Genomic DNA, 17,462 nt, shown 5'->3' on the forward strand with positions numbered 1-17,462 from the left:
TTTACTAGGGCTCTGGTGTCAGCGCACTTTTCATTAATGCATGATTAACATATGAATGTGCGACATCGCTTAACTGACTATTCTTACTTGCATGGTGAATATAGTTAACATTGACTTATTTCGCAGTCGTTGCCTGTTGCAATGCCTAGTTTCTCGTTCAATTGGTTTGCTGCGTCTTTGTCTAACTGATCAAGAAGTGTCGCTGTTTTGATGGCCTCATCTTTATTGCCAGATTCTGCTGCAATCATTCCCAAATGTAATAAAGCATTGGCGTGATGTTTGTTTTGAGCATAAATTTGGCCGAAATGCTGCTGAGCATTTTTAGTTTCTTTAAGGTTGTATTCAGCAATAGCTAAGTAATTAAGTGCTTCGCTTGTTTTTGGTTCTAATAGTAACCATTCGGTAGCAAGTTTTTTGAGCATTTCCCAGTTTTTAGTTTGATATGGTTGAATCACACGCATGAAGTAAGGGCGTTTTTCTTCTGGGGCATCCCAGAAAGGTAATTCACCCTTAGTGTTAATGGCAATCTCTGGTTGTTTTAACAGATTTTTAATCCATTCAACAGGCATGTTGTAGTAAAACGCGTTTCGCCCAGGGCTTTTGAGGGTGATGATGCCTACTAGTTTGCCATCATCACTAAACATAGCACCGCCACTAGCGCCCAATCTAAAGTCATTAGTAGTGCGGATAATTACGCTGTCATCCATTGGGTATAGCGCCTTTACTGCGCCATAAGTGGTGAGTGGCCTAGGGGAGTTGTTAGGAAAGCTGATGGTGAAAACGGATTGTTCATATTGTAAGCTGGTACTTTCACCTAACGTTGCAACCGTTGTGTTTAATCCATCAAAGCCGACAATACAAAGGTCGTGCTCCCAGTCTGCTTTTAGGCTTGTTGCACGATGACTTTCACCAAATTTAATCACATTAATGGCATGTGCATTAGCGACGACATGGCAATTAGTGACAACTTGGTCTTCAGCGACTACTACGCCAGAACCAACACCATAGTGGCCGTTAGGGAGTATGACGCGAATTTTTACAACGCTAGATTTGAGTGCATATACCAAACCATCTGGCGGTGTTGCGAATGCAGTGATGTTAGTAAAAATAAAACTAATGCTGAGCATGAGCCCAAGGCCAAGTGTCAGTGTGCGCATCAGTGAGTCTCCAAAAGATGGATAAAGCTTGATAGTACTATTTTGATAAGAAAATATTGATGAGGAAAAGTTCTATTAAGATAGATAGAACAATTGGTTAGTGTTAATTAAGCGGTGGAGTGAGTTTGTTTTTTCAGCAACCACTGGTGTGTGCTGTAACAACAGGCGTACCACTGCCGTTGTAACGATATTGGACTGCACATTGGTTAGGTGTGCTTGCGGATTCTATTCTCCAGCCAGCATCGCCAGTAGGAATGGTGGAGTTGCCAAACCCGTAAAAAGTCAGACCGTTATTTTCAATGGCAGCATTACTTAGATAGCATCCAGCGGTTGGGACGATAAAACCTTGTTGCAATACGCCTATGCCATCGCACCAGCGGTCCGGATAGCCACTCCAAACTCTAACATTGGTGCCATCCGCCAGCTGGATCCAAGTGATGTTGGGTTGCTGACCAGCTGAGCCCATCCCTTTTATCATCACTTGACCTTCTACAAGGTGCATTGAGCTTCGTACTGACCCTGCCAGACTTTGTATGGCGGCAACTCTTGCCTCTCTACCTAGATTGATGAACTTAGGTAATGCTGTAGAGGCGAGTATCCCTAATATGACAATTACCACAACTAATTCGATGAGCGTGAAGCCTCGTTGTATATAGTCAGCAGGGCTAATAATATTTTGTGTGACCTTATTTAAATTGTGATTAGATTTTTTATACATTTTCCCAATGACGAACTGAAAGGCACATATTTTACTTTTCAAATACTTCAACGATTTAATGGCTGGAGACTATTGTTATGATATGTAAATATATACCTTTTTATTCTAGTAAGTGAGTGCTTTAATACTTATCATGTTTTTTTGGTGTGATTGATAAAGTTAAGATCCCTCTCAATAGATTGACCTCTTCTTTTTCTAATTTGGCGCGAGCATAAATGCGACGTATGCGCTCACTGAGTTTTTTGGGGGCGGTTGGGTTGAGATAGCCGATTTTAATCAGGGTGTCTTCTAAATGTGCATAAAAGCCTTCGAGTGCTTCGTTGGTGGCGAGTTCTGGTTGGTTTGTTGGTACCTCCAGTTTGCCATCTAATATAGCCATGCGGATTTCATATGTCATGACTTGTACTGCTGCTGCAAGGTTGAGTGAAGAGTATTCTGGGTTTGCCGGAATCATCGCGAGTAGTTGGCAGCAATCTAGCTCTGCGTTTGAAAGTCCACTCATTTCTGTGCCAAATACAAGGGCAATAGGTTGATTTTGTGCGATAGAGACTGCACGCTCTGCGGCTTCACGCACGTTCACTAGTTCATGTGAAATTTGTCTTTTACGTGCGCTCATGCCGATGGCTAATACACAGCCGGTGAGGGCCTCTTGCAGGCTAGTGCAAACTGTTGCAGTTTCTAGTAGGTCAGCAGCGCCAGTGGCAAGTGAAGTTGCCTGCGGATCTGGGAAATGTAATGGATTCACCAAATATAAATGGTTTAAGCCCATGGTTTTCATGGCGCGAGCCGTAGAGCCAATGTTGCCAGGATGACTGGTTTGGCATAAAACGACACGAATGTGATTGAAAATATTTTGTTTATCCACTTGGCTGGCCTAATTTGTTAAAAATTATTCACTTAGCGAACCTTAATTTGATATAAGAATTTGGTATTAAGGTCGATAAAAGCTAAAATAGCATTTTATCAGCTCTTTTAGAAAATCTAGTCATGCATCCAATGCTATCTATCGCAGTAAAAGCCGCTCGTGAAGCGGGACGTATCATTAACCGAGCCTCGCAAGATGTAGGTTCTATCAGTGTTCAAACTAAAAACTATAATGATTTTGTTAGTGAAGTGGACAGATCAGCCGAGCAGGCGATTATTGATGTATTAAAAGATGCGTATCCTGACCATGGTTTTTGGGGCGAGGAAAGTGGTCATGATAACCATGAAGCCGATAATATTTGGATTATTGACCCATTAGATGGTACGACCAATTTTTTACATGGTTTCCCGCAATACTGCATTTCTATTGCTTTGCAGCAAAAGGGAGTGCTTACTCAGGCGGTAATTTACGATCCAGTTCATAATGATTTGTTTACCGCAACCAAAGGTCGCGGTGCATTTTTAAATGATAAGCGTATTCGTGTGACTAACCGGAGTAAATTGCAGGATTCACTAATTGCGACTGGTTTTCCATTCCGTGACTTTACTCACTTAGATACTTACTTGGGTATGTTAAAAGACATGATTAAGAAAACGACAGGCATCCGTCGTCCAGGATCTGCTGCGTTGGATTTAGCTTATGTTGCTGTAGGTTGGGTGGATGGTTTCTTTGAAATTAACTTATCAGCTTGGGATATTGCTGCGGGTGGCCTCATTGTGCAAGAGGCTGGTGGCATCGTTGGAGACTTTGAGGGTAACGAGAGCTGGATAGAAACGGGCAACATTGTGGCAGCTAACCCAAAAGTGTTTGCACAAATGTTACAGACATTGAATCCTCATTTAACAGATTCACTTAAAACACCTAAAAACGCTTAATTTATTAAACGCTTTTATTTGATGTTTTCAATACGCCTGCCATTTTTGGTAGGCGTTTTTATTGTAAATTCACGTTCTTATATTGATTCAACAATACTGCTGTATCAATATAAAATTAGTTACCCTTGTATATTTAGTTATCCCAGTACAAGCGTAAATCTTAAGATAACCTCATCAGTAGCTTTGCAATCGGGCAGAGTTGCCTTGTTTTAAAATGGAATTTCAATATGAATAATAAAGTGAATAGCCATACTAACTTGATGGAGCAGGTGTTTGAGCAGTATGCGCATCATGATGATGCGCCGAGGTTAATTGCAGACTTGGTAGCTCAGGTTCGCCCAGCAAAGCCTGAGCAAACAGATTCTGCGATTAAATCAATACAGGCACTTTGTTACTTACTGAGTACAGATGCTGAAAGAGCGCGTCAGCTTAGAAGTGCCATTTTATTGTTATTAAGCGCTTATAACCCGCTCTCACTTTTTTTAATTGCACGACACTCAGTATTTACTGGTTTTTTTGCCGAGATGCGCAGAAGAATCGCCCATAAAATTCTGCCAGAAGCGATAGATGGTGATTATCTCGTTGATTTGTTTGCAATTTTCTTCACAAAGACGACTGATGAGTTATGGGTGAATACTGTGCCAGATGATGTATGGTCGCAGTTGATTAAAGTGATGCGGTTTGATTTGGCAGACAAAGAGTTGATTTTATCTTGTCAGCAAAATTTGTTCGCGGCGTCACAAGTGCTTTCATATCGAACCGCTGCACTTGGATTAGAGCCAGAGTTATTGCGCAATTATCCTGAGCTAGAGCAACATAGTTCACCATTTATTATGCAGCAAGCTGAATTGGCCGAATTCATGGGCGCGCAGGATGTAGACAATGCGCATACTGATATTAAGCATATTTTAGTGATGCTCGATCAGTGTAAGGCGATTGTTGCAAAAGTTAGAAGGAATAGCGCTCTCACTGGGACTAGTATTCATCTAACGCAGTTGTTGCAGCGGATACTAAGGCAGATTGAGCGATTAGAAGAGCTGCTCAGTATTTTGCATTGCTTTCAGCATGGCCAATCGGCTGATGCAGTGATTGTGAAGTTGTTTAAAGACTTGGTTTACAGCGAATGTCATAAGAATGACCTGCATGAGTATTGGCAGGAGAGCATGGAAGTAATGGCGGTGCGTGTGACTGAAAACGCAAGCCGTGCTGGTGAGCATTACATTACGGAGAATCGCAGTGAGTACTTTGCGCTGATGCGCTCAGCGATGGGGGCAGGCGTAATCATTGCGCTCATGGCTATGTTTAAAATTGTGTTGGCTAAACAACATTTTGCGCCGCTAGCTGAGGCTATTTTCTTTAGTTTGAATTACGGTATCGGTTTTATGTTGATCCATATATTGCATTTTACGGTAGCGACTAAGCAGCCAGCGATGACGGCTGCGGCGATTGCTGCCACGATTGATAATGCATCGGATGGTAAAACCAAAGATATGCATAATTTAGTGACCACAGTGACGAATACCATGCGCAGCCAAGCCGTAGCAATTTTTGGTAATGTAGTGGTAGCGATTCCAGTAGCGATGCTGCTATCTTGGGCAGTACTTTATTTGTCTGGGCATCATTTTGTAACGCCAGAAAAAGCACATAAACTATTAAGCGAGATTCATCCTTTTACTAGTGGTGCATTTTTTTATGCAGCTATTGCAGGTGTTTGTTTGTTTTTATCGGGCTTGATTGCTGGCTATCACGATAATTTGGCGGTTTATAACAAGATTCCACAGCGATTAAAAGCGATTAAGTGGTTGCAACGACTTTTGGGTGTGGAACGCTTAGCGCGAGTTGCGCATTACGTAGAGCATAATTTAGGGGCGCTTGCAGGTAACTTCTATTTTGGTTGTTTATTAGGAGGTATGGGCGCTTTTGGGTTATTGCTTGGTCTGCCAATTGATATTCGGCATATTGCATTTTCATCTGCCTTTGTGGGTTTTGCCAGTTTTGGTTTGGAGTTTATGCTGACTTGGCAAATGGTTGCTTATGCAGCGTTAGGGCTTGCGTTAATTGGGTTAGGTAATTTGATGGTGAGTTTTGGCTTGGCGCTTTATGTGGCAATGAAGTCCAGAAAAGTACGCTTTAATGGTTGGCGCTTACTGTTACGTAATTTAGGCAGTCGACTCAATCAGCATCCTGCTGAGTTTATATTTCCACCAAGAGATTTAATGCCAGAGGCGTTAGTTAATGAGACTGAACCCGAAGTTTAATAAATCTTGGTGAGTATGAGTTTGTGGCAAGTAATTGCGACAAGAGGTAGTAGGGGAATGGCAGTTTTAAAGCTGCCATTCCTTAAACTGAACTAGTACAACTTATCAGTTGCACTAGTGCATATCTATTTATTAATTAAAAGCTATCCCAATGCCCATTGCTGTAATCAGCCACGCTTACTTTAATGCCTAGCTTTTTAGTGTTGCCAAGGGGTGGTTTTGGAATCGGGCGCATTTTAACCACGTTGTCAGGATGCGTTAAATGTTGCCTATCTATCAATTGTCCATCTAGCTTAAATACGCTGACTGCATCGGCTAAGGCGCTGGCTTGTTCTAATAGCGATTGTGCAGCTGCGGTGGCTTCTTCTACAAGTGAAGCGTTTTGTTGAGTTGCTTCATCCATACTAGTCATGGCTGCGTTGACTTGATTTATCCCTGCGCTTTGTTCTGTAGATGCGGCGGCTATTTCACTAATGATGTCTGCCACCTGTTTAACTGAAGAGACGACCTCTTCCATGGTTTTGCCAGCATTTTCAACTTGTTTTGTTCCTTCGTAGGTTTTGCTTACAGAGTCATTAATCAGGTCTTTGATTTCTTTAGCGGCGCTCGCTGAGCGTTGTGCTAGGCTTCTTACTTCACCTGCAACTACTGCAAAGCCACGACCTTGTTCACCAGCTCTTGCCGCTTCAACCGCAGCATTGAGCGCGAGAATGTTGGTCTGGAACGCAATGCTATCAATCACGCTGATAATATCTTCAATTTTTCGTGCACTTTGGTTAATGGCGGTCATGGTCACTACCGCATCTGAAACGACAGCACCACCTTTGATGGCAACCCCTGAAGCTTTGAGTGCTAATTGATTGGCGCGTTTTGCGTTATCTGCATTTTGTTTAACGATAGAGGCCAGCTCTTCCATACTAGCCGCAGTTTCTTCTAAGCTTGCGGCTTGCTTTTCTGTTCGCGCGGAGAGGTTGTTATTACCAGATGTGATTTCTTCGGCGGCAGTGTTAATAGTTTCTACTGATGCTTTCACAGTGGCGATAGGGCCTACGATCATTTCTAATGTTTCGTTAACACCTTCTACTATCTTTCTAAAATCTCCTGAATGCGTATTTGCATCAACACGCACTGAAACTCTACCGTCATGCGCTGCATTTGATAGAATCTTTACATCACTCACCAATGCATTAATCGCAGTGATGCATGTGTTGAGGTTGTCTTTAATGTGATTAAAGTCGCCGTTGAAGTTTGCAGTGATTTTTTCTGGAATTTCACCACGGGCAATGAAGTCTAAATTGCTGGCAGCTATATTAAGCGGCGTCACAATCGCGTCTAGTGTTGCATTAAGACCTTCAATCACTTTACGATATTCACCAAGATGTTTAGCGCTATCGGCACGTGTTGTTAGCGCACCAGCTTCTGCACTGTTTGCTAATAAATTTGCATCAGCAACCAGTGCTTTAATGGCAAGGCCACAGGCATTTAGATTATTTTTAATGATATTAAAGTCACCGTGGTAGCCATCGGTAATTTCGCCTGGAATGATGCCTTTTGATAGACTATCCACATAATTTGCAGCCATAGTGAGCGGCGTGATGATGGCATCTAATAGCTCATTAATGCCGCTACTGATGTCTCTAATAACACCCGTTGGCAATGTGTTGGTGTCGATGCGTTTGTTGAGATTACCTGCGACAGCTTGCTGGATAAGCTCAGCTACATTTTTTTCAGCAATCACTTCAGCAGTGCGATCGCTCCATTGTGTCATTCTTCCTAATGCGTAACCGTCTGTTTCATCATATACGTTATTAATCACTAACTGTAGATGGTGGTCTGCCATCGTTGTATTTATGATCTTTTGTGTATTAATTTCACCGTTAAATTGCGCGCAATCAGCCTCGCTTTCCAAATATTGGTCTAGGCGTTCGCCCATCATCGTGGCTGATGTGAAATCTGGATGATGTTTGCTGATGCCTGCACTCATCTTATCAAAGAGTGTTTTTGCGGCATTATTCATATAGATGAGCTGATTATCTTTATTCGATAATGTGACGGCGATGGATGCCTGATCTAACGTGGCTTTAATTCTTTGTATATTGCTTAGGGTTTCTTTGTGGTCAAAATCAAGCCTCGTTTTGAGTGCATGATAGGCATCGACGACATCGGTTAATTCATCGCGGTGTTCTGATCTAGGCACGAGTTTGTTATTCATTTCCTCAGCACTTTCTCGCAAATTGCTGCCGATAGCACGTAAGCGTGGAATGATAGATCGGTTAAGGTTAAAGCCAAGTAGCCCGCATATCATCAGCGCGACAACAATAAATGCAATTGCGTAATCTTTATGTTTAATATAGTTAAGTTGAGTGGTTTCATATTCAGTGGCAACACCAGCGTAATGCAGATTAATCAACTGGTTGAGGCTTTCTGTCAGTGGGTCGATCGCTTTGTAAACATCTGAAGTATTAAAGGTCATGAGCCGTTCAATATCATCACTACGAATAATCCCTTGCAGCAAAACAGCAGCCTCTAAGGCTGTTTCAAATAAAGGCTGAATATCGTTTGCTAATTGCGACTCCGCTTCTTCATGAGGGCTCGCTAAATAGTCTTTCCACTGCTTATCTAATACCAGCAAAGCCTCATCAACATTAGCCGCCGCGTCGCTAGAGGCAATGATTCCTCTTTGTAGTTTTTGAGCAGTGCTGACGATATTAGTACTGTACATGTCATTGATGATTTTTAACTGTTGCAATGGCAAGACTCTGTTTTTGTAAACATTTTCTAACCCATTGTTACTTTCCTTAATGCCCGATATCCCGCTAAAGCCAAGCATTGAAGTCGTTAACGCGACCATGATAAAAATGCATGCAATTTTATTGCTGATTGTGATGCGGTTGCTAAATTCTTTAATTCTTCTAAATATTGCGGTATACCAGCGTTCTTCATGCTTGATTGCGCGGTAATGCGCGCGGGCTTTTTCAATCTGTTCTTGGCTTGCTTTTTTGCTAACGGAAATATAACCAATCACTACGCCATTTTCACGTATCGCTGTGACGCAAGAGTAAACCCAAAAATGGTCACCATTTTTACAGAGCCTTAGTTCTACACCAATCCAAGGTTTCTTTGCTTGTAGTGTCTTCCATATGTCTGTCAGTACTTCTGATGGCATATCTGGGTGATGGATAAGATTCTGTTTTTTAAAGATCAAATCCTGCTCAGTAAAACCGCTTACTTCTGTAAAGTCGCGGTTAATGTAAGTTACTTTTCCTTCTAAATTAGTTTTTAAAACGATAGAAACTGATTCGTTAATCTCACGTTCACTTTGCGTTAATGTGATATTTTTTTTCATTACAACCCTTTTTTATTATGTGGTTTTATTATCTGGATAAAAATATTGAATAGATATTATGGGTGTTGAACGCTTAGCCCTTTATTTAAGTTGCTAATTTTTATGACTTTGTTGTTGTTCTATTGTTTCTACCTTTACTCTTGAGGGTTGCGACGCTCTATAAAAAGGCAATTGCCTGCAATTGCCTTAGCTTGTTTTTTTGCATGAACACAAGCAGTTGAAACTTGGTGGTGCGATTGATAAATGGTGGAATCCACAATGAGTGCGCCAATAGAGAGGCTGATGAATGGATGAAAGCGTTGTTCACCTTGTCGGTCTTGCGTGGTAATGCCGCCATTGCGTAGATCTTGTGCTGAGTAAAACGATGGAAATGTTTGGGCAATATTAGAGAGCAATGTATTGCAGCGACTTTCCCAGTTTTTGCTTTGAAAAAGTACGATAAAGTCATCACCACCAATATGTCCAACAAAGTCGTACGGGCCGCAAATTTCAGTAAGTAGTTGACCTGTTTTTTGGATGACTTCATCGCCTTTTTTATAGCCATACACATCATTAAAAGGCTTGAAATGATCCAAGTCGCAGTAACACGCTACAAACTGAGTGCCAGATTGCAGCAGACTATCGATTTGCTCACTAATTGGCACATTGCCAGGCAATAAAGTGAGTGGGTTGGCATATCGAGCAGTATCAATCTGCATTTTGGTAATCAGTCTAAGCAAGTCATGACCGCTTGCCATGCCGATATATTGGGTGTTTTCTGTAATGATGAACCCAGCAGAGAGATGGTGCGGTTTACTTTGTAATATTAAATTGCTGAGGTCTTTGAGACTGGTATCTTTGTCTACGATGAGTGCTGATTTATCCATCATCATTTCACATGAGCGTTGCCCATAAAGTTCCTTACGATAAGGGCGTGCATAATCGTTAATCATGACTGAGCGACTAATGAGCCCAACAGGCTTGCCATCTAGCACTACTGGGATGGAATAAAGCTCTGTGTTTTCGTCAAACATTTTAAACACATCTTGGTTATGGCATGTGGGGCTAACAGGTGCAAAGTGTTTCAGTAGTTTTTCGACAGTGGCTCTATTTTGTAATAGATTCTCACGCTCGATTTCAAATCTAACGAGTGGGGCAGTGATTTCAGATGAGGCCTGATGTAAGGGCTCAGCATGTGGTCTGGCAATGTGATAGCCTTGGCTGTAGGCGATGCCTAAGTCTCTAATCGCCATTAGTTGTTCATGGGCTTCTATTCCCTCGGCGATGACTTTCGCGCTAGCTTTAGCCGCTATTTCTTGTATAGAGCGTACAAACTGCAGCTTTACAGGATCTAAATGAATATTTTGTGTAAAGTGTTTATCAATTTTTACGTAATCAGGGCGAATCTCCGACCATAAACGCAAGCTAGAAAAGCCTTCACCTAAGTCATCAATGGCAATCTCAAAGCCCATGTTTCTATAGTGATGGGTTGCATCACGCATGAGTTGGTAGTCAAGTGTTTGCGCATTTTCTGTTAATTCAATAATGACTTGGTTGGGCTGTAGGCCCAGTGCTTCTATATATTTAAGCGTTTCGCCTGAAGTTGAACACCGTTGTAATAAGATGTCAGGGCTGATATTAAGAAATATTTTTCCTGGGAGTTTGAGCCTAGCAAATGATTCAAGCACAGTACGACGAGAAAGATATTCCAGCTCTGCCACTAAGTCACATTTTCTTGCCATTGCAAACAAGCCTAGGGGTGAGTGAAGCACACTGTTAATTGGCCCTCTGATTAAGCCCTCGTAGCCAATGAAATTGCTTTGTTGCATATCGAGGATTGGTTGAAAAACAGCAGTGAGTTGCTTACCTTGAATGATGTCATGCAGATGTAGGCATGCGGTTTCATTAGATGTGGCGCCTAACGCTGTCATCCATCTTTCATCATTCACGATACTCATTTAGACCTCTTATTCGTCTTATTTTGAGTAAGAATGGTGACTGACTAATGTGACATAAAAGTGACAGTTTGATGAATGTTAGTTGGTTGCTAACGGAGTCTACGAAAAGAAATTGTGATTATTGGTCTGTGATTTTTTTAAGGTTTATTGTGATTAGGTTAAAATAATCGTTTGGGTACTAGTTCCTATGGTCTTGTTATAAAGACTAGTAAACTAAACCTTAGTCATTTTAAAGAGTCTGCATGAGCCTTGTATCTACAACAACTAATCCGCATGCCGCCCAACCAACATCGCTTGTGGCTTTAGCTAAAAGCCTGTGGCGTAATCGTCAGCTTATTATACAAATGACTAAGCGTGAAGTGGTTGGTCGCTATAAAGGCTCGGTTATGGGCTTGGCTTGGTCGTTCTTTAATCCAGTGTTTATGCTGGTGATATATACCTTTGTGTTCTCTGTAGTGTTCAGGGCGCGTTTAGGTGTTGGTGAGGAAAGTAAGCCGTTATTTGCCATCACACTTTTTGTAGGTTTGATAGTACATGGGTTATTTGCCGATATAGTTAATGGAGCGCCTCGTTTAATTCTTTCAAATGTTAACTACGTTAAAAAAGTAGTGTTCCCGCTTGAAATTTTGCCCGTTATCACTATGTCCGCTGCACTGTTTCATAGCATAGTCAGTCTATGCGTATTAATCATGGCATTTGTTATATTGAATGGATTTTTGCACTGGACATTAGTTTTTATACCATTAGTATTATTGCCATTTATTATTCTTACCCTTGGCTTTGCGTGGATGTTGGCAGCGTTGGGCGTCTTTCTGCGTGATATTGGTCAAGTCATTGGTATGGCCACTACGGTTATGATGTTTTTAGCTCCAGTGTTTTACTCCGTGACTGCAGTACCAGAGAGATTTCGTCCTTTCATCATGGCTAACCCACTTACCTTTATTATCGAGCAAGCGCGCGAAGTGCTGATATGGGGACATTTGCCAAATTTGATAGGGTTGGGTATTTATACCGTTGCCGCTATCGTAGTTGCTTGGGCTGGTTATGCTTTATTCCAAAAAACCAGAAAAGGGTTTGCGGATGTCCTCTAATCTAAATGATCAAGTTTCAACCAATGTGGTTTGGCATAACGCCACTGTTACCCGTGTGCGTCGTGAAGAGCAAAATGGTCATCGTGGTGCAATTATCTGGTTTACTGGCTTATCAGGTTCGGGTAAATCTACACTTGCACATGCAGTTGAGGAGTCCCTACATCAGCAAGGGCGCCGAACTTTTGTATTAGATGGAGATAACGTGCGACACGGGCTTTGTGGTGACTTAGGTTTTTCAGATAAAGGCCACCAAGAAAACATACGGCGCATTGGTGAAGTTGCCAAGCTCTTTATGGAGGCGGGGGTCATTGTTTTAACCGCCTTTATCTCACCATATCGTGCAGACCGCAACCGTGTGCGTGGTATGGTTTATCAGAATGACTTTGTTGAGGTTTGTTGTGACACACCAATTGAAATTTGTGAAACACGCGATGTGAAAGGCTTGTATAAAAAAGCCCGTGCTGGAGAAATTGCCGAATTTACAGGAATCTCATCTCCCTATGAAAAACCAGAGAACGCGGAGTTGGTTTTAAATACAGGAGCGGTGTCATTGGATGTGTGTGTGCAAGAAGTTGTTAGTAAAATAATCAGCATAGGCATCCTAGACAAAACTCGCTTAATACAGGATTTTGAAGTCGAAATGCAGCTACAAGATAATGGAATGCAGCCATGACAGATGTAGCAATTAGCGTTCAAAATCTTTGCAAGTGTTACCAAATTTACGAAAACCCACGTGATAGGCTCAAGCATTTTGTTATGCCTAGAATCAGGAAGATAATAGGTAAACCTAATAAGCAATATTGCCGTGAGTTTTGGGCGCTTAAAGACGTTTCATTTGAAGTGAAAAAAGGTGAAACTATTGGGATTATTGGGCTTAATGGCAGTGGTAAGTCAACTTTGTTACAGATGATTGCAGGCACACTTAATCCTACCAATGGAAGTGTGGAAGTAAACGGTAGAATTGCTGCATTATTAGAACTTGGAAGTGGTTTTAATCCAGAATTTACTGGGCGCGAAAATGTTTATATGTATGCTGCAATTCTTGGGCTTAGTAGTAAAGAGCTAGCTCAACGATTCTCTGATATAGAGCAGTTTGCGGATATAGGCGACTTTATTGATCAACCAGTTAAAACCTACTCAAGCGGTATGGTTGTTCGTCTTGCTTTTTCTGTATCTGTTAATGTTCAACCTGACATTTTAATTGTAGATGAAGCTCTCGCCGTTGGTGATGCAGCATTTCAATTTAAATGTATGGAACGATTAAATGATTTGACCAACTCTGGAACTACATTGCTGTTTGTATCGCATGATTTGAACTTACTTAAGATGTTCTGTAGTCAAGTCATCTATCTTAAAAATGGTAGCGTACATGCATCTGGATCTGCTGAAGATGTGACTAATATTTACATCATGGACTTACGGGATAGCCAATCAAGTTTAAATGAATCTAAACAACAAATCAAAAAAAAACCTTCTTTAAATAATGGCTTTGCTTATGGGACAAGTGAGGGAAGAGTCGTCGATGCACAATTTACTACTGGAGGAAGACTCTGCCAAGTAACTAAAGGTCAGGCGTTGTCTTTTTGGATAGAAGTAGAATTCTTCGACACAGTCAAATGCCCATCAATTACTGTATTGGTAGAAAGTGTAAAGAAAATACCGATTGGTGGGCAACAGTATTTAATTAATAAAAATGAGCCAATTAATGAGATTCATAACTATCGAGTTCATTGCGAATTATCTGCGAATTTCTCTGCAAATAGATATTTTGTATCAGTTCGGTTAGAGGATGGTTTAATTGACCAGAATTTCTACGTTATAGATAAGCAGGCAGCGCTATTATCATTTGAAGTGATTAACGACAATGCTGGCGGTTTGAGAGGTATGGTTGATTTGGGCATAAAGATTCAACAGCAGGAGTCCCTTTTATGCGTGTAGTTGCGTTGCTGGCAATAAGAAATGAAGCATTATTTCTTGAGCGTTGCTTAAATCATTTATACCACCAAGGAATTGAAACCTGCATTATTGATAATGACTCAACCGACAGTTCTTTAGCTATCGCTCAATCTTATATTGGTCGAGGTGTGAGTCGAATAGTTAACTTACCTTATGAAGGCTGCTTTGACCTCCCTAGGATTTTAAAGTTAAAAGAAATGCTCACAAGAGAAATTGATGCTGATTGGTTCATTCATTACGATGCTGACGAAATTCGAGAAGCTCCTAAACCGTATAACACACTACTAGAAGGAATTGAAGAAGCAGATAAGCAAGGGTTTAATGCAATTAATTTTGATGAATTTGTGTTTATGCCAACGAGTAATACAGAAGCATATGAGAACAAAGACTACGTTGCACAAATGCAATATTATTATTTTTTCGAGCCATACCCGTTAAGGCGCCTTAATGCTTGGAAAAAAATGCCAGAGCCAGTTGATATTGTAAATTCTGCAGGTCATTGTGTTAGTTTTCCAGGGCTCAACTTATTCCCTACAAGCTTCATTATGCGGCATTACATCTGCCTAAGTAGGGAGCATGCAATTGCCAAGTATGGTACAAGAGTATTTTCATTAAACGCGGTAAAAGAGCGTGGGTGGTCAAAAGACAGGGTCAACTTTACTGCTGATAATCTTTATTTTCCAGAGAAAAGTAGACTAAAACAAGTAACAATATCTGGTGACTGGGATAAATCGGACCCATGGGTGCGTCATAAGAGTTTGTTTGGTGACAAAATTACCGCATCTAAGCAAATTTCGAATCAGACAGTATATGAAACTCAGGCTTGCAGAAGTAGATCGAGCGGTAATTGGGCTCGTCGATTACTTTCATCATGGTTTAAATAGATTGTTTATTAATATTTTTTTGTTGGAGAAATTGAATGTGTGATTTGCCTGGGCTAGATCTTCGTGTACTTTATGCGGTGGAGTCATTTCCTCACTTAACACAGACTTATATCCATACAGAAATAGAAGCTATGCGTCGTTTTGGAGTACACGTTGAGGTTTGGTCTTCAAAGCAACCCTTAATACCATATGCTACTGATATTCCTGTACACAATGGTACTTTTGAAAAGGCTATAGAGTCTGTGAAGCCACATCTTGTACATACGCATTGGACGCATATGGTGAAACGCTTTCGAGATGTCGTTGCACAGGCAGGCTTACCTTTGACTGTTCGAGGTCATCATCCATATGATTTCTCTCAAAAAGTTAATGATGAGTTGCAGTCTGATCCTGTGGTGCAGGGGGTGTATATGTATAGCAGATATGAAAATAAACTCCCCATTAAATATACAAAAGTTTTACCTATAGATGCGTGTTATGACCCTGTGTTATATCACTCAGATAATGTAAAAGACCCAAAGCTTGTTGTTCGAGTGGCACCAGCAAGAACAGTTAAAGAACTTGATTTCTTTATACGAGTAGCTGCCAGATGTCCCGATCATCGATTTGTACTTGCTGCGGGCACCACGATTGAGCTCACCTGCCCTGACGAGCTTCTGGAATATAATAAAAAACTTGGTGAGCCTGTAGAACTGTTCATTGATATTTCATATGAAGAGGTTTCAAAACTTATTCAAAAGGCAGGTATTTACCTTTACACAGTTAAGCCAAGCGAAGAGTACTCCATGCCAATTTCCGTCTCAGAGGCATTGGGTGCTGGATGCTATGTAATTAATCGAGCAAGCGAAGGCGCTCAATTACATCTTGCTGGTGCGGGTGTAATGTACGAGAGTGAAGATGATGCGGTTAGACTAATCAAAGAAACACTTAATTGGGAAGAAAGCCAGTGGTCTCAGGAAAAGAATAAGGCACTGGAACGGGCTCAAAGCCTAACTAGTTCAGTAGTCTTGAGACCAATGCTTAATGACTGGCTCAATATTGCAGAAATTCACAGTGGTTTTGTTCGAAAAGATCGAACTACCCATTTACTAATCAATCGCGCAAAACGGTTAGTAGTTGTTTTAGGCGCTCATCGCTCTGGCACTAGCACCATTACTCGAGGTTTAAAGGTGATGGGAGTAGATCTAGGCACAAATTTGATACCAGCACTAGACCATAACAATGAAAAAGGATTCTGGGAAGATGCAGAACTTAATGCATTTAATCATCAAATGCTGCTGGCGATTGGGAGCGATTGGGACGGCTTAGCTCCCATTAATTTGAATGATGTTGATGTCCTCTATAACAAGGGCTACTTCATTGGGGCCGTTGGATTGTTGCATAGAAAATTAGAGAATGCTTCCGTTTTCGGCTTCAAAGATCCACGCATGGCAAGACTGCTACCTTTCTGGCAAAGAGTGTTTGCACACTGTCAATTTAATATAAGTTATGTACTTGCTATTCGCCATCCATTAAGTGTAGTAAATTCACTAGCTAGGCGCGATGGCTTAAGTGCTACTTATAGTTATCTTCTTTGGCTGGGCCATGTCATAACAAGTCTTTCAGGTACAAATGGTGCCAATAGAGTACTTGTCGATTATGACTGTTTGATGCAGTCACCAGAGTTGGAAATTAAGCGCATTGCTCAAGGTTTAAAGTTTGAGATTGATCCAGAACAATTAGAAGAGTATCAATATGAATTTATCGACAAAAACTTACGGCATACATGCTATGACTTGAATGCTTTGCTGATTGATGACATGTGCCCCCAAATTGTTCGTGAAGTATATGCAATTCTTCTTGATGTGGTATATAGCAAGACATCGCTAACTGATCTAGAGCTTCAAACCAATATAGCTAAGTGGTCTGAGGAGCTTGGTCGGTTAAGAACAATATTAGTTTTAGTTGATGAGTTTAAGCAGTCATTAGCAGAGCATGAAGCTGATGTTGCTAGACTAAGTCAGTCATTAGCAGAACGTGAGGCTGATGTTGATAGATTAAGTCAGTCATTAGAGTTGCTTTATAGCTCAACTAGCTGGTTGATTACAAAACCTTTGCGGTATATAAAAAACGCTATAAGCGGTGCAGATTAGCGTTGCGTTTGAGGAGGTGAGCTAATAACCTTAAGTATCAGGTAAGCCATTTTCCAGAGTGTTTCATCTGGGCGAGTATGGTTTTAGCATCTATTTTATTTTTCCTGAAGTGACCTATTCAAAAAATCGCTTAGGAGTTAGAAACCTACTTCAACTCTTTAGAAAATTAGAAGTTTATTAAGA

At 41.1% G+C, this 17,462-nt stretch carries 12 protein-coding genes; 7 read left to right on the plus strand and 5 right to left on the minus strand.

The genetic code is table 11. The annotated features are described in order from the left end of the window. Positions 1–104: 104 nt before the first annotated feature. The 3 genes from Q7U33_RS02195 to Q7U33_RS02205 all read right to left on the minus strand — a co-directional run bounded on the left by Q7U33_RS02195 (position 105) and on the right by Q7U33_RS02205 (position 2,740). Positions 105–1,157, minus strand: coding sequence for a serine protease (locus Q7U33_RS02195; protein ID WP_304857951.1), 1,053 nt, complete (start codon positions 1,155–1,157; stop codon positions 105–107). Between the two features lie 133 nt (positions 1,158–1,290). Beyond that, complete coding sequence (locus Q7U33_RS02200) at positions 1,291–1,875, minus strand: type II secretion system protein (protein ID WP_304857952.1); 585 nt, start codon at positions 1,873–1,875, stop codon at positions 1,291–1,293. A gap of 121 nt (positions 1,876–1,996) precedes the next feature. Further along, positions 1,997–2,740: an RNA methyltransferase gene (locus Q7U33_RS02205; protein ID WP_304857953.1), complete on the minus strand. Its 744-nt coding sequence runs from the start codon at positions 2,738–2,740 to the stop codon at positions 1,997–1,999. A gap of 122 nt (positions 2,741–2,862) precedes the next feature. Between Q7U33_RS02205 and Q7U33_RS02210 the strand changes: the two genes are divergently transcribed. Both Q7U33_RS02210 and Q7U33_RS02215 read left to right on the plus strand, forming a co-directional pair. Further along, positions 2,863–3,675 (plus strand): inositol monophosphatase family protein, encoded by an 813-nt coding sequence (locus Q7U33_RS02210; protein ID WP_304857954.1) that lies wholly within the window; start codon positions 2,863–2,865, stop codon positions 3,673–3,675. Between the two features lie 227 nt (positions 3,676–3,902). Then, a complete protein-coding gene (locus Q7U33_RS02215) occupies positions 3,903–5,933 on the plus strand; it encodes a site-specific recombinase (protein ID WP_304857955.1) in 2,031 nt (676 codons plus the stop codon). A gap of 136 nt (positions 5,934–6,069) precedes the next feature. Here the strand turns inward: Q7U33_RS02215 and Q7U33_RS02220 are convergent, their stop codons facing one another. Continuing rightward, the gene (locus Q7U33_RS02220; RefSeq protein ID WP_304857956.1) at positions 6,070–9,279 is read right to left on the minus strand and encodes a methyl-accepting chemotaxis protein; all 3,210 of its coding nucleotides are present in this window, start codon (positions 9,277–9,279) and stop codon (positions 6,070–6,072) included. Between the two features lie 134 nt (positions 9,280–9,413). After that, positions 9,414–11,216, minus strand: a complete 1,803-nt coding sequence (locus Q7U33_RS02225; protein WP_304857957.1) for a GGDEF domain-containing protein — start codon at positions 11,214–11,216, stop codon at positions 9,414–9,416. Positions 11,217–11,458: 242 nt separating this feature from the next. Between Q7U33_RS02225 and Q7U33_RS02230 the strand changes: the two genes are divergently transcribed. Genes Q7U33_RS02230 through Q7U33_RS02250 form a run of 5 tightly spaced genes read left to right on the plus strand, consistent with a single transcriptional unit; the run spans position 11,459 to position 17,279 of the window. Beyond that, positions 11,459–12,307, plus strand: coding sequence for an ABC transporter permease (locus Q7U33_RS02230; protein ID WP_304857958.1), 849 nt, complete (start codon positions 11,459–11,461; stop codon positions 12,305–12,307). After that, a complete protein-coding gene (gene cysC / locus Q7U33_RS02235; protein WP_304857959.1) occupies positions 12,297–12,980 on the plus strand; it encodes an adenylyl-sulfate kinase in 684 nt (227 codons plus the stop codon). Before Q7U33_RS02230 ends, cysC begins: the two co-directional genes overlap by 11 nt. After that, the gene (locus Q7U33_RS02240; protein WP_304857960.1) at positions 12,977–14,245 is read left to right on the plus strand and encodes an ABC transporter ATP-binding protein; all 1,269 of its coding nucleotides are present in this window, start codon (positions 12,977–12,979) and stop codon (positions 14,243–14,245) included. The genes cysC and Q7U33_RS02240 overlap by 4 nt, the downstream gene beginning before the upstream one ends. After that, a complete protein-coding gene (locus Q7U33_RS02245; RefSeq protein ID WP_304857961.1) occupies positions 14,236–15,147 on the plus strand; it encodes a glycosyltransferase family 2 protein in 912 nt (303 codons plus the stop codon). Before Q7U33_RS02240 ends, Q7U33_RS02245 begins: the two co-directional genes overlap by 10 nt. Before the next feature lie 35 nt (positions 15,148–15,182). Further along, on the plus strand, positions 15,183–17,279 hold the full coding sequence (locus Q7U33_RS02250; protein WP_304857962.1) for a hypothetical protein: 2,097 nt from the start codon (positions 15,183–15,185) through the stop codon (positions 17,277–17,279). Positions 17,280–17,462 lie beyond the last annotated feature (183 nt).

It is taken from the genome of Methylotenera sp., assembly GCF_030653755.1.
In the GTDB taxonomy this organism is placed as follows: Bacteria; Pseudomonadota; Gammaproteobacteria; order Burkholderiales; family Methylophilaceae; genus Methylotenera.

Coding starts and splice junctions, on each gene's coding strand:
- Q7U33_RS02215 (WP_304857955.1), top strand. CDS start 3,903: ATGAATAATAAAGTGAATAGCCATACTAACTTGATGGAGCAGGTGTTT.
- Q7U33_RS02195 (WP_304857951.1), bottom strand. CDS start 1,157: ATGCGCACACTGACACTTGGCCTTGGGCTCATGCTCAGCATTAGTTTT.
- Q7U33_RS02200 (WP_304857952.1), bottom strand. CDS start 1,875: ATGTATAAAAAATCTAATCACAATTTAAATAAGGTCACACAAAATATT.
- Q7U33_RS02240 (WP_304857960.1), top strand. CDS start 12,977: ATGACAGATGTAGCAATTAGCGTTCAAAATCTTTGCAAGTGTTACCAA.
- Q7U33_RS02250 (WP_304857962.1), top strand. CDS start 15,183: ATGTGTGATTTGCCTGGGCTAGATCTTCGTGTACTTTATGCGGTGGAG.
- Q7U33_RS02220 (WP_304857956.1), bottom strand. CDS start 9,279: ATGAAAAAAAATATCACATTAACGCAAAGTGAACGTGAGATTAACGAA.
- Q7U33_RS02210 (WP_304857954.1), top strand. CDS start 2,863: ATGCATCCAATGCTATCTATCGCAGTAAAAGCCGCTCGTGAAGCGGGA.
- Q7U33_RS02225 (WP_304857957.1), bottom strand. CDS start 11,216: ATGAGTATCGTGAATGATGAAAGATGGATGACAGCGTTAGGCGCCACA.
- cysC (WP_304857959.1), top strand. CDS start 12,297: ATGTCCTCTAATCTAAATGATCAAGTTTCAACCAATGTGGTTTGGCAT.
- Q7U33_RS02245 (WP_304857961.1), top strand. CDS start 14,236: ATGCGTGTAGTTGCGTTGCTGGCAATAAGAAATGAAGCATTATTTCTT.
- Q7U33_RS02230 (WP_304857958.1), top strand. CDS start 11,459: ATGAGCCTTGTATCTACAACAACTAATCCGCATGCCGCCCAACCAACA.